Genomic DNA, 24272 nt, shown 5'->3' with positions numbered 1-24272 from the left:
TAAATTCCTTTATCTTGCGACTTTGGATTCATATTAGGGATATGTGTGATGTGCAGAAGAGGGCAGAGGCGCCTCAATATGATAAACGTCCCTTTTTTCCGAATATTATTGACATATCTCTGACACAAAATATACACTTTTTTTGTCAATGAAAATGATAATCTTTATCAATTGGAGGAGTGCTTTCTATGTCTGTACAAACGAGTTCTAAAAATCAACTGTTTTTGGAGCAGCAAAATAAAAGAGAATCGAATGCGCGTTCATATCCGAGAAGATTTCCGCTTGCCATGCAAACGGCGGAAGGCATTTTCGTGAAGGATGCGGATGGAAAGCAATATTATGACTGTCTGGCAGGTGCGGGTACGCTGGCGCTCGGTCATAATCATCCAGTTGTCATTGAGGCCATACAGAAAATGATTGATGAAAAGCGTCCGCTGCATACGCTTGATATTACATCTGAAATAAAAGAGGAATTTATCAGCGAGGTGTTTGCCAGCCTTCCCGAATCGTTTGCCAAGCGGGCGAAAATTCAGTTTTGCGGTCCAACGGGAGGAGATGCGATCGAAGCCGCTATCAAGCTTGTCAAAACGGCGACCGGTAAGAGGAGCATTCTCTCGTTTCACGGCGGATATCACGGAGCAACCCACGGAACGATGGCGCTGAGCGGCAATTTGTCTCCGAAAGAACATGTCCACGGATTGATGCCTGATGTCCATTTTCTTCCTTACCCTTATGAATACCGCTGTCCGTTCGGCGCGGGAGGAGAGGAGACCCACCGCTTGTCGAGCGCGTATATTGAACATATGCTCGATGATCCTGAAAGCGGAATTTTACAGCCGGCAGGAATGATCTTCGAAGCCGTCCAAGGTGAAGGGGGATCTGTGCCGGCGCCTGTGGAATGGATCAAAGAAATGAGGAGAATCACGAAAGAACGGGGCATTCCGCTGATTGTCGATGAAGTGCAGACCGGAATCGGCAGAACGGGAAAAATGTTTGCCTTTGAACATGCCGGCATTATACCGGATGTCATTGTACTGTCAAAAGCGATCGGCGGAAGTCTGCCGCTGTCTGTCGTGATCTATGACCGGGATCTTGACCAATGGGGCCCGGGAGCGCACATCGGCACATTCAGGGGAAATCAGATGGCAATGGCGGCCGGAACGGCAACATTAAAATATGTGAAAGAACATGACGTTTTATTACATGTAGAAAAAGCCGGGGCCAAGCTCATGCAGCATTTAAAGGACGTGCAGCGCGATGTTCCGGAGATCGGCGATGTCAGAGGCCGCGGCTTAATGATCGGTGCTGAAATCGTTTCTCCTTTCCAAAAACAAAGCAAAAACGGCAGCTTCCCTGCTGATCCGGAGCTTGCGGCTCACATACAAAGAAAATGCTTCGAAAAAGGCTTGATCGTCGAAACCGGCGGCCGCCATGGAAGCGTCATCCGCTTTTTGCCGCCTTTAATCGTGACGGAAGAGCAAATCGACGATATTGCAGCGATTTTCAAAGAGGCTGTCTATGAAGCTGTCAAGTAAGCTGAAACATGTTGATTCCCTGTTCATGAATGGCGGCGAACAGGGAATCGAAGCCTATCGGGAAGCGGTGCAAGCCGCTGCTGCCGCTTTGGAAGACGAATGGAAGGGGAAGACGAAGCCGTACAGCGGAAACATGCCGCGTGATTTACATCATAATATCAAAGAATTATGTTCATTTCAGAAAACGGGCGAGCCGCTTGAGCATGTTCTCGACGAGCTGAAAAACGGATTCTTGCCGCACCGCATCCATGTCGAGCACCCGACATGCATCGCCCATCTTCACTGTCCGCCTCTGATCCCGGCTCTTGTGGCCGAAATGCTGATCAGTGTGCTGAACCTGTCGATGGATTCCTTTGATCAAAGCGGAGCGGCATCTTTAATTGAAGAGGAAATGGTGCAGTGGCTCTGCCGGAAATTCCGCTACGGCAAGGAAGCGGACGGAACATTTACGAGCGGCGGGACGCAATCAAATCATATGGGGCTTCTGCTTGCGCGCGACGCTTTTTGCGAAAAGAAATGGAACTGGGATGTGCAAAAAGACGGGCTGCCTCCTGAAGCGGGCCGCCTCAGGATTCTTTGTTCAAAAGATGCCCACTTTACCGTCAAAAAATCAGCCTCACAGCTTGGTTTGGGAGAGCGCGCCGTCGTGCTCGTCGAAACGGATGGGAACAAGCGCATGTGTCTGCGCGATTTAAAGAAGAAAACAGAGATGCTGGACGAATCCGGGCTTTATCCGTTTGCGCTTGTGGCAACATGCGGAACGACCGATTTTGGAAGCATTGACCCGTTGCAGGAATTGGCTGATGCCGCAGATGCCGGCGCTATGTGGCTCCATGTGGACGCGGCATACGGCGGTGCTTTGATCATGAGTAAAACACGACGTGATCGATTGGCCGGGATCGAACGGGCCGATTCCATCAGCGTTGACTTTCACAAACAGTTTTACCAGCCGGTCAGCTGCGGGGCGTTTCTCATAAAAGACGGGCGGAATTTCCGTTTTATTGACCATCATGCCGATTATTTGAATCCTGAAGAAGATGAAGCGGACGGCATCATTCATCTTGTCAATAAATCTCTCCAAACCACAAGGCGCTTTGACGCTTTAAAGCTGTTTATCTCAATGCGCGTGCTTGGAGAAGACGCATTTGCCGAGCTGATCGACGGCACGTTTGCTCTGGCCGAAGCGGCGGCGCGAAAGATCGCGGCAGACGCCCAATTCGAATTGCTGAATCCTTGTCCGGAGCTGAATGCCATCGTCTTTCGCCGGCTTGCCGGAGACGATGACAGGGAAAATGACGAGTTGAACAGATACATTCATCGGGAGCTGTTTCAAACAGGACGGGCCGTCATTGCAAAAACGTCCGCAGGCGGAAAAACGTATTTGAAATTTACGCTTCTCAACCCGAGAACGGCCCTTTCCGACATTGAAGAGGTTCTTTGCGAGATTCAAAAGCTTGCAAGCTTTTATTTGAATAGCAGGAGGGTAATCAGATGAGTTCTTATAAAGAAATAGCAGAGCAAGCAACGATGCAAAGTTTTTTAAATTGCTATTTGCGGGAAACCGGAATCAACACGGAGGAGACCCGGACAGGAACCGGAAGAACGCTGATTGTACCGCTTGAACGCCAGCAAATCGAGCTGATCGTTCCGGTGAAATACTGGTCGAAAACGGGGAGGCATCTTTTCTCCTTTCCGCTGTATTACAAAATAAAACAGGATGGAAAACAGCTTCCGCTCGACTACGTTACACTCGTCTCCCTCGCTTCAAAAGAATTGCTTCTTCAGCAAAACAACCGGGGAGCAGAGGATGAATTCATGCTCAGGGTGATTTTAAGCTGCCGCAATATCCGCCGCTATGTGGAAGAACGGGCGGATGACCAGAAAGAGCTGAACACAGCCGATTTTACCTTTATCGAAGCCGAGCAGTCGCTTCTTTTGGGCCATCTCATGCATCCGACTCCAAAAAGCAGACAGGGAATGAAGCATGAGGAAGAAAAAATCTTTTCTCCGGAATTGAAGGGGGAATTTCAGCTTCACTATTTTAAAGCCCATGCCTCGCTTGTGCTTCATGATTCATCAATCGGCATGACAGCGCCCCGCTTGATTGAAGAGGAACTGAGAAACGATCCTTTCGTTGACAGGGATTGGCTTGAAAATGAGGCGGGGAATCCCGATTTTGTGCTTCTTCCCGCACATCCGCTTCAGGCGAAAGCCCTGTTGGATGAGCCGTTCGTCAAGAAGCTGATCGAAGAAGGGCTGCTTACATATTTGGGGGCGAAAGGCCGGACATTTACGGCGACATCCTCCGTCCGCACTGTATACAGCAAACAGTCGAGATTTATGTACAAATTCTCTGTGCCGATCAAGATTACGAATTCGCTCCGCGTCAACAAGCAAAAAGAGCTTGACCGCGGTGTTGAGATTGCCCGGCTTCTGGATACGGAGCTTGGCGAACATCTGAAGGCGCAATTTCCCGGCTTCCGTGTGATCAAAGATCCGGCCTACATGACAATCAAAGGAGAAAGCGGAGAGTCTGGATTTGAAGTCGTGATCAGGGAGAATCCGTTTTATGAAGACCATCGTTCCGCGTCCCTTGTCGCGGGCTTATGCCAAGACCACGCGTATGGAAAAGAATCAAGGCTTGCAGTAATCATTAAACACCTGGCGCTGCAAGAAGGGCGGACGACAGAAGAGGTAAGCGCGGATTGGTTTGACCGGTATTTGGCTATCTCGCTTGAGCCTGTCTTATGGCTGTTTGAAACCTATGGACTGGCCGTTGAAGCCCATCAGCAAAACGCCGTCGTCCAACTGAAAAACGGCTATCCGGAGACGTTTTACTACAGGGATAACCAAGGCTATTACTACAGTGAGTCAAAGGTGCATACCCTTTCAGGGCTTGTCGGGGGATTGAGCGCAAAAAGCGAAACGGTCTGCTCCGACGGGGTGGCGGTTGAAAGGCTGCGCTACTATTTCTTCTTTAACCATTTATTCGGACTTGTGAACGGCTTCGGCTGCGCAGGGCTGATCAGTGAAGAAGCGCTGCTCGGCATGATCAGGGAGCGGCTCCTGGAAGCGGAGAAACAGTACGGCATCACCGAATTGACAGACAGCCTGCTTCGCTTTCCGGCGCTTCCGTGCAAGGCTAATCTTTTAACGCGGTTTTATGACATGGATGAACTGACAGGCTCGCTTGAAACACAATCCCGCTATACATCTGTGGAAAATCCGCTTCTGAGGGAGGCGGCCGCCGTCCATGAATAGACGAATCACGTTTCGAAAGGCCGACTATGAGAGAGACGTATCCCTGGTGTACCGCTGGATGCAGGAAGAGCACGTTATTCCGTTCTGGCATTTAAATATGCCGTTTTCACAATTTGAGAAGCATTTCCATCAAGCGATCACAGACCCTCATCAGACGCTGTACATCGGCTGTATCGACGGCGTCCCGATGAGCTATTGGGAATCGTACTGGGTCAAAGGAGACATCATTGAGCACCATTATGACAATGCTCCGTACGATCAGGGTGTGCATCTGTTGATCGGGGAAAAATCGTTTTTGGGGAAAGGGTTGGCCCTGCCGCTATTGCAAGCGATGGTGAGGCTGCAATTTGAGACGCCGGAGACAGAAAAAGTGATCGCAGAACCGGATATCCGCAATCAAAAAATGATTCACGTCTTTGAAAAGTGCGGCTTCCGTCCCGTCAAACCCGTCAATCTTCCTGATAAAACCGGCTTATTGATGTTTTGTGAACGAAAACGTTTCTTAGAAAAGGAGAAAAGACATGAACTCACAGAGCAAACAAAATGATATATATGATGTCATCGGCGTCGGGATCGGGCCTTTTAATCTCGGCCTTGCCGCACTGTCTGATCCCGTACCTGAGATCAATGCGCTGTTTTTTGAACGAAAGAGCAGCTTTAACTGGCATCCCGGATTGCTGATTGAAGGGACAACCCTGCAAGTGCCGTTTTTGGCCGATTTGGTAACGATGGCGGATGTAACGAGCAAATACAGTTTTTTGAATTATCTTCAGCAGCATCACCGTTTGTATTCGTTTTATTTTCTGGAAGATTTTCATATTCCGAGAAAGGAATATAACCATTACTGCCAATGGGTCGCCGAACAACTCGATTCCTGCCGTTTCGGCATGAACGTTGAAAGCATATCCCTTGTTGAAACAGAAGAAGGCGCTTTATATGAAGTCCGGGTCGCCGATCAACAAGACGGAAGTGAATCCATCTATTTCAGCAGGCATATCGCGCTCGGCATCGGCACCGGACCGCACGTTCCAGCATCCTTAAGGAAGGCGCTTGGCGGCGAAGTATTCCACTCCTCCGAATATTTAATGAAGAAACAAGACGGGTTCAAGGGGAAAAGAGTTGCCGTAATCGGCTCGGGGCAAAGCGCAGCAGAGGTGTTTTATGATCTTGTGGGCGGAGGCGAGGCTCGGCATGTCAGCTGGCTGACCCGTTCTAAAGGCTTTTTCCCGATGGAATATTCAAACCTGGGTCTTGAATATTTCTCCCCGGATTATATCGATTTTTTCTACCAGCTTCCGCAATGGAAAAAAGATGAGCTGCTAAGACAGCAGGATCTTCTTTATAAAGGAATCAGCGCGAAGACGATCGCGGACATATACCATTTGCTGTATGAGCGGACAGCCGGCGGCCGTGACGCGGCCTTTGACCTGCAATCCATGACAGAAGTCGAGCATATCGAGCTGGACCGCGGATCATGCGTTCTTCATTGCTCCCATCGTGTGAATGAAGAACGGTTCCAGCGGCTGGCCGATGTAGTCATACTGGCGACGGGCTATAAAGAAAGGCTGCCGGAATTCCTCGCGCCTGTTGACAGCCTGATTGAAAAGGATGAAAGCGGGCGCTTCGTCATCACGCGCGATTATCGGCTGAAGACGGCGGTGAAAACGGACCACCACATCTTTGTGCAAAACGGGGAGCTGCATACACACGGAGTGGGAGCGCCTGATTTGGGACTCGGCGCTTACCGCAACTCGGTCATTATCAATCAGCTTGCCGGAAGGGAAGTATACACCGTCAGCCATAAAACCGTATTTCAGACATTCGGAGCGGTGAAAGAAAAAGCAGCCGTGCCAAACGGCTAAAAAGGAGGCATTTTTCATGTTGTTTAAAGACGAATTGAACCGGGTGCTTCATGAAGACAGATGGAGAAAAGCCAATCAGCGGCTGCTGGCGAAAATGCTTTCCGAATATATGTATGAGGATATCATCCAGCCGGTATTGATTGGGAAGGAAAACGGCATTTCCCATTATGAGCTGGAGACGTCGGAGCATAAAGCATACCGATTTTCGGCGAAGCCGCGCCTGTTTGACAGCTTTGATACGGTGCCGGAGACAATCGAAGTGCTAAAAGACGGGCAATGGACGAAACATGTGAGCGCGATTGAGTTTCTTCTCGACATTCAGCCGCATATTCCGATGAGCCCGGAAACAGCGGGTCATTTAATCAAAGAGTTTAATCACACCTTGCTTGCCGACGTCCACTTGCTGGCAAAAGATGCACTCACGGCAGATGAGCTGACAGAAGCTGATTATGCGATGATCGAAGGAGAAATGACGGGCCATCCGTGGATCGTCTACAACAAGGGGAGGATCGGCTTTGGCTATGATGACTATCTCCGGTTTGCCCCTGAACAACAGAGAGCCGAGCGGCTCTTGTGGATCGCCGTTCATAAAGAAGCGGCAACATTCCACTCGGTTGAAGGGCTGGAATATGAAGCATTGATCAATCAAGAGCTTGATGAGCTGACATTGAAGCAGTTTGCCAGAATGCTGGAGAAACAGGGGGCGAATCAGAAAGATTACTATTTGATGCCTGTCCATGAATGGCAGTGGACCAACACGATCATTCAGCAATTTCCCGAAGAGATCGCCTCAGGAACCATCATTCCCCTGGGAGAGGGAAAGGATCAATATTTGCCGCAGCAGTCGATCAGAACCTTTACGAACATCACAAATAAACACAAGCATCATATCAAATTGCCGATGAGCATATTAAACACGCTTGTCTACCGGGGCCTGCCTTCAGAACGGACGGTGATTGCGCCGAACATCACGGAGCATATTAAAGGGATCGCCGAAAACGACGTATTTTTAAAAGAGACGTGCCGGGTGATTCTGCCGGGGGAAAACGCCAGCATCAATGTGAACCATCCATACTATCAATCTCTTGAAAAAGCGCCATATCAATATTTGGAAATGCTCGGCGTCATCTTTAGAGAAAGCATTTATACGTATCTGGAAGACGGTGAGCATCCGGTGACGCTTGCTTCATTAACATATGTCGATCAAAATGGCGTCCCTTTTATCAAACGTCTGATTGAAAAATCGGGGCTGCCGGCTGAAGAATGGATCAGGCTGCTCTTTAAAACTGTGCTGCCGCCATTGCTCCACTTTATGTACCGGTATGGAACCGTATTTTCCCCGCACGGCCAAAATACGATTCTTGTTTTAAAAGACCATAGACCACACAGGCTGGCGATTAAAGATTTTGTTGATGATGTCAATATCAGCGACCAGCCCCTTCCAGAGCTGAACGATTTGACGGAGGATTTAAAAGCGGTTCTCAGAAGCGAGCCGCCGGAAGGACTCGTGCAATTCATCTTTACCGGACTATTCATTTGCCACTTGCGGTATGTCGCAAACATTTTGGAAAACTATGATCTGCTTTCTGAAAAGCATCTCTGGAAAGCGCTCGCTGACGCGATTTTGGACTATCAACGGCAATTCCCTGAGCTGCAGGAGCGTTTCGAGCTGTTTGATTTGTTTAAACCTGAGCTGACCAAGCTGTGCCTCAACCGGAACCGGATGGTTGACTATGGCTACAAGGACGGAGATGACCGTCCGCATGCGTCCGAATTCGGAAAGGTGGCAAATGCGCTTGCCCAATTTAAAAAAGAAGCCGCAAAGCTTTGACGCTTTTCCGGCTTCTCATGTCCCGCCTTTGGCGGGACGTTTTTTATAGTTGTACAGCAATGGATGGGGGGAATCTCGTAAATCCTTTCCAGCCTAATATAATAGTAATTTACCAATTACACCATAAAACATCGGCGCCTTTTTGACGGAGACGCTCCTCCGCACGGCGGATTATCGTTTTTGCCTGCGGAAGCTTTCAAGCTCCCCTCAGCTGATATTGCAGGATGCCCTCGAGATCAGGGCGGGACCGCTCGATAAAAAGAAGCGGTGCTCATTCGTGCCCCGTCTGAAAATTTTCCGAAATGGGCCGTGATTTCTTATACGATCATATGAGGCTCTTTGCGGTCAATGCACATTAAAATATCTGGCCTCAGGGTGTGAGACGACGATCGCAGATACGGAGGCTTCAGGCTCCATCATAAACCCTTCTGTCAGGTGAACACCGATTCCTTCAGGCTGAATGAGCCTGAACAGTTTTTCCTGATCCTCGAGGTTCGGACAGGCCGGATATCCGAAGGAATAGCGCTGTCCCTGGTACTTCGCCTGAAAACGCTGCTCCATTGTGAAGTCCGGCGCATCAGGAAAGCCCCAGCGGTCGCGGATGATTTGATGCGTCCTTTCGGCGAGCCCTTCGGCCAGTTCAAGGGCGAGCGCCTGCACCGCATGGCTTTTTAAGTAGTCGCCTTCCGCTTTAAAACGGTTCGCGATGTCTCTCACATGTCTGCCCGCGGTAACCGCAAAAAACGATACATAGTCAATTTCGCCTTTCGGGCGGATGTAATCGGAAATACAGCGGAACGGGAGCTTTTCCTGCCTTGGAAAAACAAACGTTTCGAGTATTGTGCCATGATGATCTGGATCAAGGATATGCAGCGCGTCGCCTTCGCTATACGCCGGGAAAAATTGATAGACGACCGCAGGATCGAACCAGCCGTGCTCCTTTCCTTCATTGAGCAATTGATCGATTAATTCTTTCAATTCGAGCGCTTTCGGATGCTTTTCAGCCAACAGCTTTTTCACTTTACCTTTTAAACCGAGATGATGGCCGAGCAGCATTTGCTCATTTACATACGGCACGATATACGAAAGATCTATGTTTTTCAAATAGTGCCGTTTCAAGTCTTCCGGCTGATAGACCGGCGCCTTCGGGATGCGGGCCCGTTTTTCAAGCATTTCAATAACGGCTGACGACGGTTTTTTTTCTGCGACGGCGGCGGGTGCAGCCTGTTCTTTTTTCTCGAGAAACTGCGACGGATCGGCTCTCAGCTGATTGGCGAGCGACAAGCCCTCCATGGCGTCCTTTGCGTATAAAACCGGCCCTTTATATTCCGGCGATATTTTCATGTTTGTAAATTTTCTTGAAAGAGCGGCGCCGCCGACCATAATCGGTACGGAAATATCGGCTTTATCAAGATCCTGTGCGGTGACGACCATCTGCTGTGCAGATTTGACGAGCAGACCCGACAAACCGATAATATCCGGATTCTCTTTGCGGATCGCTTCGATAAGCTCCTGCGGCGTCACTTTGATCCCGAGATCGACGACTTTATAGCCGTTGTTGCTTAAAATAATGTCGACCAGGTTTTTGCCGATATCATGGACATCACCTTTAACCGTCGCTAAAATAATTTTGCCTTTGCCGCTGTCATCCTTTTTCTCCATATATTGTTCGAGAAAGGAGACGGCGGCTTTCATGACTTCAGCCGACTGCAGCACTTCGGCGACGATCAGTTCATTGTTGTTGAACAGCCGTCCGACCTCAGCCATGCCCTCCATCAGCGGACCGTTGATCACATCCAGAGGCGTGTCGTATTTTTTTAAAGCTTCCTCAAGATCGGGGATCAGCCCTTCCTTCGTGCCTTCGATTACATAACCGGCGAGACGTTCATCAAGAGAAAGCGATGTCTTCGGCTGCTTGTCCGCTTTTTTCTTTCCCCTATAAAATGCCGTGAATGCCGCGAGTGTTTTGTCATCTGTATGAAACAGCAGCTTTTCGGCCATTTCGACTTCCTCCTTCGGAATGGAAGCGAACCGTTCAAGCTTTTCCGTATTGACGATGGCATAATCGAGCCCGGCTTGTGTGGCATGATATAAAAAAACAGCATTTAACATTTCCCTGCCGACGGGAGGGAGGCCGAATGACACATTGCTTACTCCAAGAACCGTTAAACATTGCGGCAGCTTTTCTTTAATGAGGCGGATTCCTTCAATCGTTTCCTTGGCTGAACCGATATATTGTTCATCACCCGTACCGACCGGGAAGACGAGCGGATCGAAAATAATATCTGACGCCGGAATACCGTATTTTTTAGTAAGCAGCTCATATGAACGTACGGCGACGGCGAGTTTCTTTTCCGCCGTAACGGCCATCCCTTTTTCATCGATCGTCCCGACGACCAGCGCACCGCCGAACCGCTTGACGAGCGGGAGGATGTCGGCAAAACGTTCTTCGCCGTCTTCCAGGTTGATCGAGTTGATGATCGCTTTACCTTGCGAATATTTAAGCGCCTTTTCGATTACTGTTTTGTCCGTCGAATCGATGACAAAAGGGGCCTTCACTTTTTTCATCGCTTCTTTTAAAAACCCTTCCATATCTTCCGCTTCATCGCGGTCGGGATCAGCGAGGCAGATGTCGATGACATGAGCGCCGCTTTTCACTTGGGCTCTGGCGATTTCTGCGGCTTCTTCAAATTTCTGATCGGCGATGAGACGCTTGAATTTTCGCGAACCGATGACATTCGTCCGTTCTCCGACGAAAAGGGGGCGCATCGCTTCTTCATAAATCAAGCCGTCAATTCCTGAGACGGTATGCGGTTTTGGTCCGTCCGGAACGGGACGCGGAGGGAGCGAAGCCACTTCATCAGCCAGAGCTTCAATATGGGCCGGCGTCGTTCCGCAGCAGCCGCCGACAACGTTCAGCCAGCCTTCCTCTGCAAAGGCCCTGATTTTTTTCGCCAGCGACTGCGGTGATTCATGATATTGCCCTTCTTCATCTGGAAGCCCTGCGTTCGGATAACAGCTGACCGCCGTCCGGGCAAGAGCGGACAAGCTGCGGATATGGTCTGTCATAAATTCGGGCCCTGTCGCGCAATTTAGACCGACGCTGATCGGCCGCATATGCTCAAGGGAGATGTAAAATGATTCGATATCCTGTCCGGCGAGCGTTGTGCCCATCGGCTCTATTGTTCCTGATATCATAAGGGGGAGGGGTTTGCCCGTCTTTTCAAACGCTTGCTTGATGCCGATGAAGCCTGCTTTTACGTTCAGCATGTCCTGGCTTGTTTCAAGGAGGAGAAGGTCGGCTCCCCCGATGATCAATGCTCTCGCTTGCTCTTCATAATTTGCGGTCAGCTCATCAAACGTCGTTCCCCCGGTAACGGAAAGGGTTTTCGTCGTCGGCCCCATTGCACCTGCGACAAATCTTGGCCACTCAGGTGTTGAAAATTTTTCAGCGGCCGCTTTTGCGAGCTTGACCGATGCCATGTTCAATTCAAAGGCGAGATGCCCGAGGTTATACTCGTCAAGTACGAGCCTTGTGGCCCCGAATGTATTCGTCTCGATGATGTCGGCTTTTGCGGCCAGGTAGGCCTCATGAATTCCCTGAATGACGTGCGGAGCCGTTATGCTCAAGTATTCATTGCATCCCTCATAGATCTCGCCGCCAAAATCAGCGGGCGATAAGTTGGCGTTTTGGATCATCGTTCCCATCGCACCATCGAGAACGAGAATTTTTTTCTTCAGCTGGTCATTGATGATAGACATTAGTCGTCTCCTTTTCTTTCTGATGGATATATGCTGTAAGCTCGGCGGTCAAATCAGAACGCAAAAACGGTGTGATCAAATAAATGCCGTTGAACAAATCGCATGCGGCATCTAGCAGCGAACGGGCGATGGCGAGCCCTTCCTCAGCCTGCTTTTGTTTATCATCACCTGCGAGCGCCATTTTTTCGCGAATCGCATCAGACAGCTTAATCCCGGGAATTTCGTTGTGGATAAATTCCGCATTCCGGCTGCTTGTGAGCGGCATGATCCCGATGTAGATCGGCGTTTTGAGGTGCTTTGTTTCCTCACGGATTTTGATGAGCTGTTCTTCGGAATAGACGGGCTGGGAAATAAAATAGTCTGCGCCGCAGGCGATTTTTTTCTCGATCCGTTTGACCGCTTTGTCGATGTGTCTGACGTTCGGATTAAAGGCGGCCGCCACAGAGAAATTCGTTTTTTTGCCGAGCGGCTTTCCCGAATAGGACAAGCCTTCATTAAATTGTTTGATGAGGCTGATCAAGTCGAATGACGTCAAGTCGTAGACCGATGTCGCTCCGGGGAAATCGCCGATTTTCGACGGGTCCCCGGTAATCGCCAAAACATCCGAAAGCCCGAGTGTATCAAGGCCCATCAAGTGGGACTGCAGGCCGATCAGGTTACGGTCCCTGCACGTAATATGGATGAGCGATCTCATATCAAGCCGCTGCTTTAATAGGGCGCCGCAGGCCACATTGCTGATTCTCGGTGTGGCAAGCGAATTGTCCGCCAATGTGAGGGCGTCAATGCCGGCTGACTGCAGCTCCTTTGCGGCCCGTATGAATTTTTCAAAGTTTAATTGTTTAGGCGGATCCAGCTCGACGATAATGGAGCGCTTTTCTTTTGCCAGCTCGTTTAAAGCGGGCTCCGTCCTCGCGTTTTGTACGGCCGCTGCCGCTTTCTTCCGGATTTTGACCTGTTTTTCGGTGACCGGCGGAAGGTCTTTGACCGCTTCGGCCATCGCCCTGATGTGGTTCGGGGTCGTTCCGCAGCACCCGCCGATGATACGCGCGCCCTGATTGCGAAATTCGATCGCGCTGTTTCTGAAATATTCATCATCCGTTTCATAGACAAGCCGTCCTTCGACAAGGGACGGAAGGCTGCTGTTCGGATAGACGGAAAGGTAGGCGTCCTCCAACAGAGGAACCTCTTCGAGCGCTGTGATCATGTGATAAGGGCCGAGGCGGCAGTTGATGCCGACAACGTCCGCCCCGAGGCCCGCCAGCAGCTTCAGTCCCTCGCTGAGAGGGGTTCCGTCTTGAAGAACGCCTTCTTCATGCATGGATACATTCACGATGATCGGGAGTTCTGTTTCTTTTCTGGCAATCTTCAATACTTCCCGCGCTTCTTCCAGATCATAATAGGTTTCCAGAAGAAGACCGTCCGGCTGTTCATTCAACAGAAGATAAAGCTGTTCGCGGAAGCTTCTTTTGATGTCATCGAGCGAATACGCGTTTTTATTAAACGTCCGGATTCCGCCGAGCGTTCCAAGAACATAGGCTGATCCGGCCGCTGAACGGGCAAGCCGGACGGCTTTTTCATTGATTTGCTTTGTTTCGTCTTCAAGGCCGTATCTGGACAGCTTGATATAATTTGCGCCGTACGTGTTGGTTTGGATGATGTCCGCACCTGCCTGTACATACGCTTCATGAATGCGTTTCACTTCATCCGGCTTTGAGATGTTCAGCTCTTCGAAGCAGCGGTCGATTCCGTAGGAATAAAGCAGCGTCCCCATCGCACCGTCGGCTATTAACGTTTTCCGTTTTATATCCTCCAAAAAACTCATTGTTCTCCCCCTTGACATTCAGTGATAAATAAAAAAGTCTTCTGAAGAAGAAGACTTTTGAGTGACGCATATCCTTCTTCTTATCTTCCAAGCAGTCCGCTTGCTGGATTTAGCACCTTGGTCATGAACATTCATTCACCGGTTGCTGAGGCTTCATCGGGCCAGTCCCTCTGCCTCTCTTGATAAGAACGGTATTCAGTTTTAAAGAAATCTGATCGCTTTTACTCAATTTACCGAAAATCGGGGGATTAATCAACAGTAAATTAAGAATTTATCGAAAATTTATAAATTGAACATCAATCGGAAGATCGGCGTCCCTCACCATGGAGATGATTTGCTGGAGATCGTCTTTATTTTTTCCGGTTACCCTGATTTGATCATCTTGCACTTGGGATTTAACTTTAAGCCCCGATTTTTTGATCAAGGTGTTGATTTTCTTCGCGTTTTCTTTGTCGATGCCCTGAACCAGTTTTCCACGCTGTCTGATCGTTCCGCCTGAAGCGTTTTCCAGCTTGGAATACTCGATGTTTTTCGTCGGGACATTCCGTTTGATCAGCTTGCTGACGAGGACATCCTTCAGCTGGTTCATTTTAAATTCGTCGTCTGATACGAGCACAAGCTCGTCCCCTTCGAGTGTGATGCTGCTTTTCGAACCTTTGAAATCATAGCGTGTGCCGATTTCTTTCAAAGCGGTTTGGATTGCGTTTTGAACTTCGGGCAGTTCTACCTTTGACACGATGTCAAATGAGCTTTCTTTAGCCATGTGAAAAAACCTCCATCCATTTTACTTATGAATCAATTATAGTAGAATAAGGTGAAACTTCCAATATGAGCGGTTTTGCCTGGCCGTGATCTGGCAATAATTTAAACATTGGAGGAATACTGAAACAGGCGGATAAGAAAGGAAGAAGAAGTATGAAACCAGGGCAGCAATTAACATTGAAAATAGATCATAAAGCAGACTACGGATACTTTTTGACGGATGGAGAAACAGTCATCCTTCTTCACAACAGTGAGATAACCGAGGATATTGAAGAAAAAGAAGAGGTCGATGTCTTCATATCTATCGATCATGAAGGACGCCTGGCGGCTACGATGAGAAAGCCGCTGATCAGCGCTGATCATTACGGCTGGGTGGAAGTCGTCGATGCGGTCGATGACATGGGCGTTTTCGTCGATGTCGGACTCACGAAGGATGCATTGGTTGCAACTGAACATCTTCCGCCCTACGAATCTGTCTGGCCGAAAAAAGGGGACAGGCTTTATTGCATGCTGAAAATCACGAGCCATGGAAGAATGTTTGCCAAGCCGGCTCCTGAAGATAAAATGACCGAGCTGTTTACGGATGCTTCACCCGACTTGATGAATAAAGAGCTGTCCGGAACGGTCTACCGTCTGATCGCTTCAGGCTCTTTTATGATTTCCGACAGCGGGATCAGGGGCTTCATCCACTCCTCTGAAAGAAAAAGGGAGCCGCGCCTTGGAGAAAAGCTGACGGCCAGAGTCATCAAGGTAAAGGAGGACGGCTCTGTCAATTTGTCGCTCCTGCCGAGAAAGCAGGACGCCATGCCGGTTGACGCCGAGGAGATCCTGACGTATTTGAGATCGAGAAACGGGGCGATGCCATATTGGGATAAAAGCGACCCGGAGGACCTTAAAGCGCGGTTTAACATGAGCAAGGCGGCGTTTAAAAGAGCGCTCGGCCACCTGATGAAGCAGGGAAAGATCTATCAGGAAGACGGCTGGACATACGAAAAAAAATAGTGAGGGAGGCGGCGTTTAAAAGAAACGCCGCCTGTTTTTTTATAAATGATGGGGTTTTTTGGAGTCCTGATGCTTTCCAGCCTGCCTGTTCTTTTCAGCGAGCAGGTTTTTTTGATGGTTGACGGCGTTGTTGTCCACCGGTTTTTTATCATCGTCTTTCGTCACGTATAGCACCTCCCAAACATGCTTCACGTATAGATTGCTCACAGGGCCTGAAACTATGTGCTCTGCTTTTTATATCGTTTTTGCCGGGAAGTTTATACCTTCTAAAAAAAACGGCATAAAATACATATTATATGAAAAGGAGAAATGGTATGAAACATTGCTGCTCGATCTATATTCATCAAGTGTCAGACGGCGGGGTCGTCAATTTTGGCGGGGCGTACAGGATCAATCCGATCATGACGTCAAAAACGGTTGAAGGGTCAGGCGGATCGAATACAGGAATTACGTTTGCGGACACGGGAATAACAGATACGAATGTTATGGATGATGACGTTTCTGACGGGCAAATTCTTCCGTAAGGCATTAAAAATCGACGGCTCCTTGTCAAAGACAGGGAGCCATCAGCCTGCATGAGAATCAAACGGCTTCTGCGGCCGGTTCAAGCCGAAAAGATCATCTTTTTTCTTTTCCGGAGAAAAAGACTGCCAATGTGCCCGGACCGGCATGTGCGCCGATGACAGAGCCGATCATGTTGACAACGATGTCTTTCGGATGAAATTCGGCTTCGATGAGGCGCTTGATTTCGCTTGCCGATTCTTCATCATCACCGTGGCTGATGCCGATCGTCTGGCTGCTTAAATCCCGGCCTCTTTCTTTCATCAGTTCAATCATCCGTTTCAGGAGCTTTTTTCTGCCCCTGATTTTCTCGAGGGGGACAAGCTTTCCATCTTCGACATGCAAAAGCGGTTTGATATTCAAAAGTCCTCCGACAAAAGCGGATGCTTTGCTGATTCTGCCGCCTCTTGCCAAATAAGTCAAATCGTCGACTGTGAAAATATGTTCGAGATGGTCGCAAAACTCCTTTACAGACATTTCGATTTCTTGTATTGTATTGCCGTTAGCAGCAAGTTCCAGCGCGTGCTTGACGGCAAGGCCGTAGCCTAATGAAGCGCATTTTGAATCAACGACCCGCAGGTCAAAGTGAGGAAACTCCTCCTTAACCTCGTTTGCCGCCATCACGGCTGTCTGATATGTGCCGGAAAGCTGAGAAGAAAAGGCGATATATAAAGCGGGATTTCCTTCTTTTGCAAGCCGGCTGAACATGTCTGTCAAAAGCTGCAAAGACGGCTGGGAGGTTTTGGGCGCTTTCCCTCGGCGCATCGCTTCATAGACTTCTGCGGGCTGAATCGTCAGCAGGTCGTCATACTCCTTTTCGTCAAGAAGCACCCGCAAAGGAATAAAGGAGATGCGATTCTCATCATAAAAAGATCTAGGCAGATCGGCCGCACTGTCGGCTATCAAATGAACGGTCATGTAAACCCCTTCTTTCATCAAAATGTTCAAGATCAGAAGAACGGCGCTCGCCGCCACTTGCATATAATCCGGCGGAAAATTCGCTTCGTCTTTTGATCAACTATATCATATAATTTTGCTATGGCGTTTTCAAAATATGGTTTTTAGGGTAAACCAAATATATAGAATAAGCGGAGGAACTCAATATGGTAATAGCGGAAGCAAAAAAACTGTTCATTGTCATCATAGGCGCCTTATTAAATGCCATCGGCTTAAATTTATTTTTAATCCCTGCCGATGTCTACGCAAGCGGTTTTACTGGTGTTGCGCAGCTTTTATCAAGCGCGCTTGACCAGTACAGCCCCATTTACTTTTCAACGGGAACGCTGCTCTTTATCTTAAATATCCCAGTCGGCATTTTGGGGTGGCTGAAGGTCGGGCGTTCATTTACGGTTTACAGCGTGTTAAGCGTTGCGCTGACGACCGTTTTTCTCGGAATGCTCCCTGAACTGAGCCTGTCAAACGATATTTTGCTGAACGCTGTTTTCGGCGGGGTGATTTCTGCGGTCGGGATCGGCCTGACGCTGAAATACGGAGCCTCCACAGGAGGTCTTGACATTATCGCGATGATCCTTGCGAAATGGAAGGATAAACCGGTCGGGACCTATTTCTTTATTTTAAACGGAGCCATCATTTTGACAGCAGGATTATTGAATGGTTGGGAGAAAGCATTATATACGCTCGTTACACTTTATGTGACCACGAGGGTGATTGATGCGATTCACACCCGCCACGCCAAACTCACCGTCATGATTGTCACAAAGAAAGCGGAGGAGATAAAGGAAGCCATTTACGGCAAAATGGTCCGCGGCATTACGACCGTTCCGGCCAAAGGCGCTTTTACGAATGAACAAAAAGAGATGATGATTATCGTCATCACAAGGTATGAGTTATACGATTTAGAAAAAATTATTAAAGAAGTGGATCCAAAGGCTTTCACAAATGTTGTGCAAACAACCGCGGTTTTAGGGTTTTTCCGTAAAGACTAGAAAGGGTGAATCAATGAGGCTTGCTTTAGTGATCGTGCTTTTGCTGTTTATTGGAGGATGCGGACAAAACCGGGAGAGCGGACCTGTTAAGGAGGTATCAGGGGAAATGAATAACGGAAGTGTTGTGTTGACGGTTGAGCCGGTGCAAAAACAGGATGAAATCGAATTTAACATGTCAGTTGTGAACCATTCGGATGAAGCGGTTGAGTTTGAATTCAGCAGCGGACAGAAGTTTGAGCTGATCGTAAGCGACAAGGAAGGAAATGAAAGATACCGCTATTCAAAAGGAAAAATGTTTACACAGGCTTTTCAAAAGATGACCTTACAGCCAAAAGAGACATACGATTTTACAGATGTCTGGAAGGAAGTGCCTGAGCCGGGTGCATATGATGTGAATGTCACATTTTTGGGAAGAACGGAACAGCTTGGTGTGCTGAGGGCGGGCAAAACGTTTGAAGTGAAATAAGAAGCGCCTCATCGAATGTATAAAACAACAGAGGCATCCGGCGACGGATGCCTCTGAATATTTGTTAATACTTGTCTCCGTTGAAAATGGAGTTCTTGACGATCACATAGTCGACATTACGGATCGCATCGAGTTTGTTTCCTCCCGCATAAGAAATAGAGGATTGAAGATCCTGCTCCATTTCTGTCAGCGTATCCTTGATCGAGCCTTTATGCTCGACATGCATTTTCTTGCCTTCGACATTCTTTCTTTCCCCTTTTTGATACTCTGAGGCTGAACCAAAGTACTCTTTGTAAAGCTTTCCGTCTTTTTCAATTGTTGCCCCGGGCGACTCTTCGTGCCCGGCGAATAATGAACCGATCATCACCATTGTGGCGCCGAATCTGATCGATTTGGCAATGTCTCCATGAGTGCGGATGCCGCCGTCGGCGAAAATCGGCTTGCTTGCCGCTTTGGCGCACCAGCGCAGCGCGGCCAATTGCCATCCGCCTGTTCCAAATCCCGTTTTGATTTTGGTGATGCATACTTTCCCCGGTCCGATGCCGACTTTCGTAGCATCTGCTCCGGCGTTTTCCAGCTCTCTTACCGCCTCCGGCGTTCCTACGTTTCCGGCGATGACAAAGCTCTCAGGCAAATGTGCTTTGATATGCTGAATCATCGTGATAACAGCGTTTGAATGTCCGTGGGCGATGTCAATCGTGATGTATTCAGGCGCCGCATGTTCCTCTGCTAGCCGCTTTATAAACTCATATTCCTCATCCTTGACCCCGACGCTTATGGAAGAAAATAACCCGCGGGATTTCATATCTTGTATAAACTCAAACCGTTTTTCAGGCTCGAAACGGTGCATTACATAAAAGTAACCGTTTTCAGCAAGCCAAATCGCCAGTTTTTCATCTATAATCGTCTGCATGTTGGCAGGCACTACAGGCAGTTTAAATCTCCGTCCGCCAAGCTGAACCGATGTATCGCATTCAGACCGGCTGCTGACGATGCATTTTGCAGGAATTAATTGAATATCTTCATAATCAAATACGTTATCCATAGTATTCACCCCTAAAAACGAATATTAATTTATAAATAATACATAATGTTCGCCTTTAATAATGTAACCTCTTTTGTTTCCGATGTCAAACGTTTTTATGCCGGATGGGGAAAATAATGGCGTGGAAGTTTGAAGATCGGGTCATCAAAAAAGGAGCTGTGCCGATGACACAGACTCCTGTTTGCGTTTTTTAGGACAATCGATCAAGCTGATCCTGAAGATCGTGAAGCTGGCTCCGCTCTGCGTCAGTGGAATTGGCGTATGCCGAGGAAAGTGCGTTTTGCGCCCTTTCAATCGCTTTTTCCCGTTCGCCGGATTCTGCGCTGTTTGCCATTGTTTCAGCTTCGCGTACAGCCGCTTTTGCCATTTGAAATAATTCGTTCCTCACTTTACAGCCCTCCGCATTCCGTCGGGCCGGATCGCTGCTCCGCTTCTTCCAGTGTGGATCTGTAAGGGAACCTCGCAGCATGCTGTTTGAGCGAGTCTTTGCCTTGCTGAATAAACCTTTTCGATTTGCTTCGTTTACCCATCCTGACTGCCCCCTAAAAACGAGTTGGACGGTCTCTCAAACCGTCTTCCATAGTATTGCCGTTTGAAAAACCTGTTTATGAATGGCAAATTATAAAGTTATAACGAGAAATAATCCTTTAAAAAGACTGCAATGCCGTCTTCTTCATTCGATTTTGCAACCTGGTCGGCGACGTTTTTCACACCTGTGATCCCGTTGCCCATCGCCACGCCGCATCCCGCAAACTCAAGCATTTCCAGATCATTGTCTTCATCCCCGAAAGCGATGACCCGCTCCCGCGGAATGCCGTAGTAATCGGTGATCTTCTGCAGTCCGACCGCTTTGTTAATGCCGCTTTTGATCAATTCGATGACATGCCACGGTGCGGCCCATCTTCTATGGTCGACCATTTCCGCATGAACATCCGACAAATAGGAGCGGATCGCGGGTACATCCTCTTCCTTGGCGTGGATCAAGACGCTAGTGACATCTTCGCCGAGGTTTTTTCTTAAATCACCGACCGTGATATTCGGATTGCCCATTGTAAACACATCGATCAATTTCTCGTCATGGTAATGAAAATACACATCGTCCATGATTTCAGCCAGGATATTATGGACGTTGTACGATTCGCTGACTTCGATAATCTGTTTGACTGCGTCAAGATCAAGCGACGTATGGAATCTTCCCCAGCTCTCATCTTTCGGATGATGGACGAACGCTCCGTTGAAATTCACGATCGGCGTATCGAGCTGAAGCTGGTCATAGTACACCGCGCTTGCCCTGAACGGCCTGCCCGTGGAAATGCACACATAATGCCCATCTTCCTTCAGCTTCCGGATGACTTCGCTTGAGCTTTCGGAAATGGTTTTGTCATCTTTTAATAATGTACCGTCTAAGTCCAATGCAATTAAATATGGTTTCGTTTCCATAAATGCTCCTTTTAACCGTAAATTTAAAAGTTTCTGTCTTACCTATAGTGTATCTTTTTACCTTCTTTATTGTCTACATGTTAAACTGGTGGTGATGGATATCCTAAAGGAGGAAGAAACAGTCGTGATCATTGTTGATAAACAGAACATTTCGGGAATCCCTTTTTTACATATTGTAAAAGAGGAAAAAAAGGAGAAAGCTCTTCCTCTTGTTTTCTTTATACACGGTTTTACAAGCGCAAAAGAACACAATCTGCACTTTGCTTATCTGCTTGCGGAGAAGGGAATGCGGGCGGTTTTGCCTGAAGCGGCATATCATGGGGAAAGGGATGGGCACCTTTCCCAGGAGAAGCTGGCTGCCAGGTTTTGGAGCATTGTCACCAATGAAATTAAAGAGCTTGACGTGCTGAAAAAACATTTTCATGAGGCCGACTTGATAGAAAATGGCCGCATCGGTGTTGCGGGAACATCGATGGGCGGAATCGTGACGCTTGGCGCTCTGACTCAATACGATTGGATCACCGCCGCCGTCAGCCTGATGGGCTGTCCTTCCTATATAGGACTTTTTGATGAACAGCTTGCCTTCTTCAAAGAAAAGCAGGTTGAAATCCCCGTAACTGAAGAACAAATCGCACGGCAGCGTGAGGAATTAAAGCGGTTCGATCTCTCCCTGCAGCCGGAAAAGCTGCAAACAAGGCCGCTTCTTTTTTGGCATGGCAAGCAGGACAGCGTTGTTCCGTTCGCGCCGGCCCGCAGCTTTTATGAATCCGTCCTCCCTCAATATGAAAACAGGCCGGATCTGCTCCGGTTTATCGCGGATGAACGCGCCGGCCATAAAGTGTCGAGAAAAGGCCTTTTGAAAACGGTTGAATGGTTTGATACCCATCTTTAAAAAAAGCACTTTCGTTTTAGAAAATATCAAAAGTGCGTTATACTGATGAAAAAAGGAGTGAAGAAGTGTGGATGAAGCATTGAAAGAAAACATCATGGGCGCTCTTGAACAGGTCGTTGACCCTGAACTGGGCATCGATATTGTGAATCTTGGCCTTGTGTATGATGTGGAGATGGATGAAAACGGAAAAACGGACATCACGATGACCCTGACTTCCATGGGCTGCCCGCTCGCCCCGATTATCGTGGATCAAGTCAAAACCGCGCTGGCCGATTTACCGGAAGTCAAAGAGGTTGACGTCAATATCGTCTGGAATCCGCCTTGGACGCGGGATAAAATGTCAAGATACGCGAAGATCGCGCTTGGTATACAATAAGAAAAAAGAGCCTGTCACCCGTTGAACAGGCTCTTTTTTTAAAAGGAGACTGCCATAGATGACAAAAGTGAAACCATTTTTGATGTTCCAGGGACATGCCGAAGAAGCCATGAATCATTACATATCATTGATAGAGGATTCAGAAATCAGGGGCCTTGTCCGCTACGGAGCAAATGAACCGGGGGAAGAGGGAAGCGTAAAACAAGCCGCCTTTTCATTAAAAGGACAGGAATTTATGTGCATGGACAGCAATGTCAAACACGATTTTACGTTTACACCATCGTTTTCAATCTTTATAACCTGCGATACGGAAGAGGAAATAGACCGGCTTTATCAAGGGCTGGCTGACGGCGGAAGCATTTTAATGCCGCTCGGCGAATACGGATTCAGCAGAACATTTGGCTGGGTCGCCGACAAGTTCGGCGTATCATGGCAGCTTAACTTGCCATACTGAATATTACACAGCGAAGGGACGCTTTTTAGAGGCGTTCCTTTTTTCTTTTTCGGGAAAAACATGTGCGATTGAAATGGATCCGCACATCAAACCAGCAGGGGGAAATGATGAAAACTTAAAGAAAAAATATTAAATATACAATTGAATTAATTTTTATTCATGCTATAATGTTAACTAATTTCACAAAGACCAAGAAGGTGAATTTGTTTTGAAAATAGGTATTATCGGCGCTACAGGCTATGGGGGAGCCGAGATTGTGAGGATTCTCAGGTCTCATCCTTATGTGGATGAATGCATACTATATTCATCGAGTGATGAAGGGGTTCCGTATCATCAGTCATATCCGCACCTTTTCAAATTGACAGACCAGATCCTCAAACCGATCGAGATCGAGCGGATTGCAGGTGAAATTGATTTTTTATTTATGGCAGCTCCACCGGGAGTATCCAGCAGGCTGACACCTCAGCTTGATTCATATGATGTGCCGGTCATTGATCTGTCAGGCGACCTCAGGATCAAAAATCCGGATGTTTATGAAAATTGGTATAAAAGGGATTCCGCTCCCCGGCATGTGCTTGAAAAAGCGGTTTACGGACTGTCCGAACTGAATCGGGAAGAAATCAAAACGGCAACGTACATCGCCAATCCGGGATGTTTTCCGACCGCTGTGCTTCTCGGTTTAGCCCCGCTCATCAAAAACGGGCTTGCAAACGAATCATTTATTATTGTCGATGCAAAGACAGGAGTGTCCGGAGCCGGCAGAAAGGTTTCGGTGGGAACTCATTTTTCCGAGGTTAATGACAATTTTAAAATATATAAGGTAAATGAACATCAGCATACACCCGAAATCGAGCAGGTTCTCGGAAGCTGGAACCCGGCGTGTCAACCGATTACGTTCAGTACGCATTTGGCTCCCATGACAAGGGGAATTATGGCGACCATTTATACAGAGCTGAAGGAAAGTATGACAGTTGACCGCCTGCAGCGTTTTTTTTCTGATTTTTACAAAGATTCCTATTTTGTGAGAGTTCGCAAATCGGGCGAATTCCCGGCAACGAAGGAAGTGTACGGCAGTAATTTTTGCGATATCGGCGTTGCCGTTGACGAACGGACGAACAGGGTGACGATCGTAGCGGTGATCGATAATTTAATGAAGGGAGCCGCAGGGCAGGCCGTTCAAAACTTTAACTTGATGAACGGCTGGAGCGAGACGGCGGGACTTGATTTTACGCCAATTTATCCATAAGACGGGAGA

Annotated in this window: 23 protein-coding genes and 1 riboswitch; of the genes, 14 read left to right on the top strand and 9 right to left on the bottom strand. The window is 48.2% G+C overall.

Annotation, left to right across the window (positions count from 1 at the left end; translation table 11 throughout):
* Positions 1-188: 188 nt before the first annotated feature.
* The 6 genes from BTR1S_RS05375 to BTR1S_RS05350 are packed head-to-tail and all read left to right on the top strand — an operon-like array spanning position 189 to position 8489.
* Complete coding sequence (locus BTR1S_RS05375) at positions 189-1535, top strand: aspartate aminotransferase family protein (RefSeq protein ID WP_029418683.1); 1347 nt, start codon at positions 189-191, stop codon at positions 1533-1535.
* Entirely contained in the window at positions 1519-3030 is a 1512-nt protein-coding gene (locus BTR1S_RS05370; RefSeq protein WP_029418682.1) for a pyridoxal phosphate-dependent decarboxylase family protein, read from the top strand. Before BTR1S_RS05375 ends, BTR1S_RS05370 begins: the two co-directional genes overlap by 17 nt.
* Positions 3027-4796: an IucA/IucC family protein gene (locus BTR1S_RS05365; protein WP_029418681.1), complete on the top strand. Its 1770-nt coding sequence runs from the start codon at positions 3027-3029 to the stop codon at positions 4794-4796. The genes BTR1S_RS05370 and BTR1S_RS05365 overlap by 4 nt, the downstream gene beginning before the upstream one ends.
* The gene (locus tag BTR1S_RS05360) at positions 4789-5343 is read left to right on the top strand and encodes a GNAT family N-acetyltransferase (protein ID WP_006636787.1); all 555 of its coding nucleotides are present in this window, start codon (positions 4789-4791) and stop codon (positions 5341-5343) included. Before BTR1S_RS05365 ends, BTR1S_RS05360 begins: the two co-directional genes overlap by 8 nt.
* Positions 5318-6658, top strand: a complete 1341-nt coding sequence (locus tag BTR1S_RS05355; RefSeq protein ID WP_029418680.1) for a lysine N(6)-hydroxylase/L-ornithine N(5)-oxygenase family protein — start codon at positions 5318-5320, stop codon at positions 6656-6658. Before BTR1S_RS05360 ends, BTR1S_RS05355 begins: the two co-directional genes overlap by 26 nt.
* 16 nt (positions 6659-6674) lie before the next feature.
* Positions 6675-8489, top strand: a complete 1815-nt coding sequence (locus BTR1S_RS05350; protein ID WP_029418679.1) for an IucA/IucC family protein — start codon at positions 6675-6677, stop codon at positions 8487-8489.
* Between the two features lie 345 nt (positions 8490-8834).
* On the opposite strand, the gene metH is transcribed toward BTR1S_RS05350, so the two are convergent.
* From metH to BTR1S_RS05335, 3 genes are all read right to left on the bottom strand, one after another.
* Positions 8835-12251 carry a methionine synthase gene (metH, locus tag BTR1S_RS05345; RefSeq protein WP_006636790.1) on the bottom strand — a complete coding sequence of 1139 codons (3417 nt, stop codon included), beginning with the start codon at positions 12249-12251 and terminating at the stop codon, positions 8835-8837.
* A complete protein-coding gene (locus BTR1S_RS05340) occupies positions 12235-14073 on the bottom strand; it encodes a bifunctional homocysteine S-methyltransferase/methylenetetrahydrofolate reductase (RefSeq protein ID WP_006636791.1) in 1839 nt (612 codons plus the stop codon). The genes metH and BTR1S_RS05340 overlap by 17 nt, the downstream gene beginning before the upstream one ends.
* A gap of 77 nt (positions 14074-14150) precedes the next feature.
* Positions 14151-14262: riboswitch (SAM riboswitch) on the bottom strand.
* Between the two features lie 82 nt (positions 14263-14344).
* Complete coding sequence (locus tag BTR1S_RS05335; RefSeq protein WP_029418678.1) at positions 14345-14836, bottom strand: YajQ family cyclic di-GMP-binding protein; 492 nt, start codon at positions 14834-14836, stop codon at positions 14345-14347.
* Positions 14837-14988: 152 nt separating this feature from the next.
* Here BTR1S_RS05335 and BTR1S_RS05330 point away from each other — a divergent pair, with 152 nt between their 5' ends.
* Positions 14989-15837: a CvfB family protein gene (locus BTR1S_RS05330; protein ID WP_006636793.1), complete on the top strand. Its 849-nt coding sequence runs from the start codon at positions 14989-14991 to the stop codon at positions 15835-15837.
* A gap of 39 nt (positions 15838-15876) precedes the next feature.
* Here the strand turns inward: BTR1S_RS05330 and BTR1S_RS22410 are convergent, their stop codons facing one another.
* On the bottom strand, positions 15877-16002 hold the full coding sequence (locus BTR1S_RS22410; protein ID WP_155910104.1) for a DUF3941 domain-containing protein: 126 nt from the start codon (positions 16000-16002) through the stop codon (positions 15877-15879).
* A gap of 149 nt (positions 16003-16151) precedes the next feature.
* Between BTR1S_RS22410 and BTR1S_RS05325 the strand changes: the two genes are divergently transcribed.
* Positions 16152-16361, top strand: a complete 210-nt coding sequence (locus BTR1S_RS05325) for a spore germination protein (RefSeq protein ID WP_006636795.1) — start codon at positions 16152-16154, stop codon at positions 16359-16361.
* Between the two features lie 94 nt (positions 16362-16455).
* Here the strand turns inward: BTR1S_RS05325 and BTR1S_RS05320 are convergent, their stop codons facing one another.
* Positions 16456-17316 (bottom strand): DegV family protein, encoded by an 861-nt coding sequence (locus BTR1S_RS05320; RefSeq protein ID WP_029418677.1) that lies wholly within the window; start codon positions 17314-17316, stop codon positions 16456-16458.
* A 185-nt stretch (positions 17317-17501) separates the two neighbouring features.
* Here BTR1S_RS05320 and BTR1S_RS05315 point away from each other — a divergent pair, with 185 nt between their 5' ends.
* Both BTR1S_RS05315 and BTR1S_RS05310 read left to right on the top strand, forming a co-directional pair.
* Complete coding sequence (locus BTR1S_RS05315) at positions 17502-18344, top strand: YitT family protein (protein WP_006636797.1); 843 nt, start codon at positions 17502-17504, stop codon at positions 18342-18344.
* 13 nt (positions 18345-18357) lie between these two features.
* Positions 18358-18810 (top strand): BsuPI-related putative proteinase inhibitor, encoded by a 453-nt coding sequence (locus BTR1S_RS05310; protein WP_029418676.1) that lies wholly within the window; start codon positions 18358-18360, stop codon positions 18808-18810.
* A gap of 64 nt (positions 18811-18874) precedes the next feature.
* On the opposite strand, the gene guaC is transcribed toward BTR1S_RS05310, so the two are convergent.
* The 4 genes from guaC to BTR1S_RS05295 form a co-directional block, all read right to left on the bottom strand.
* On the bottom strand, positions 18875-19855 hold the full coding sequence (gene guaC / locus BTR1S_RS05305; protein WP_029418675.1) for a GMP reductase: 981 nt from the start codon (positions 19853-19855) through the stop codon (positions 18875-18877).
* Positions 19856-20045: 190 nt separating this feature from the next.
* The gene (locus BTR1S_RS05300; RefSeq protein ID WP_006636800.1) at positions 20046-20243 is read right to left on the bottom strand and encodes a DUF3813 domain-containing protein; all 198 of its coding nucleotides are present in this window, start codon (positions 20241-20243) and stop codon (positions 20046-20048) included.
* 1 nt (position 20244) lies between these two features.
* Positions 20245-20385: a hypothetical protein gene (locus BTR1S_RS22730; RefSeq protein ID WP_006636801.1), complete on the bottom strand. Its 141-nt coding sequence runs from the start codon at positions 20383-20385 to the stop codon at positions 20245-20247.
* Between the two features lie 97 nt (positions 20386-20482).
* Positions 20483-21295: a Cof-type HAD-IIB family hydrolase gene (locus tag BTR1S_RS05295; protein ID WP_029418674.1), complete on the bottom strand. Its 813-nt coding sequence runs from the start codon at positions 21293-21295 to the stop codon at positions 20483-20485.
* 124 nt (positions 21296-21419) lie between these two features.
* Between BTR1S_RS05295 and BTR1S_RS05290 the strand changes: the two genes are divergently transcribed.
* The 4 genes from BTR1S_RS05290 to argC all read left to right on the top strand — a co-directional run bounded on the left by BTR1S_RS05290 (position 21420) and on the right by argC (position 24263).
* A complete protein-coding gene (locus BTR1S_RS05290; RefSeq protein ID WP_029418673.1) occupies positions 21420-22187 on the top strand; it encodes a prolyl oligopeptidase family serine peptidase in 768 nt (255 codons plus the stop codon).
* Between the two features lie 67 nt (positions 22188-22254).
* The gene (locus tag BTR1S_RS05285) at positions 22255-22563 is read left to right on the top strand and encodes a metal-sulfur cluster assembly factor (RefSeq protein ID WP_006636804.1); all 309 of its coding nucleotides are present in this window, start codon (positions 22255-22257) and stop codon (positions 22561-22563) included.
* Between the two features lie 58 nt (positions 22564-22621).
* Positions 22622-23017, top strand: a complete 396-nt coding sequence (locus tag BTR1S_RS05280) for a VOC family protein (RefSeq protein ID WP_029418672.1) — start codon at positions 22622-22624, stop codon at positions 23015-23017.
* Between the two features lie 208 nt (positions 23018-23225).
* Positions 23226-24263: an N-acetyl-gamma-glutamyl-phosphate reductase gene (gene argC / locus BTR1S_RS05275; RefSeq protein ID WP_029418671.1), complete on the top strand. Its 1038-nt coding sequence runs from the start codon at positions 23226-23228 to the stop codon at positions 24261-24263.
* Positions 24264-24272 lie beyond the last annotated feature (9 nt).

It is taken from the genome of Bacillus sonorensis NBRC 101234 = KCTC 13918 (assembly GCF_001592005.1).
GTDB classification, from domain to species: Bacteria; Bacillota; Bacilli; order Bacillales; family Bacillaceae; genus Bacillus; species Bacillus sonorensis.
This window is presented reverse-complemented; position numbering and strand designations above follow the sequence as displayed.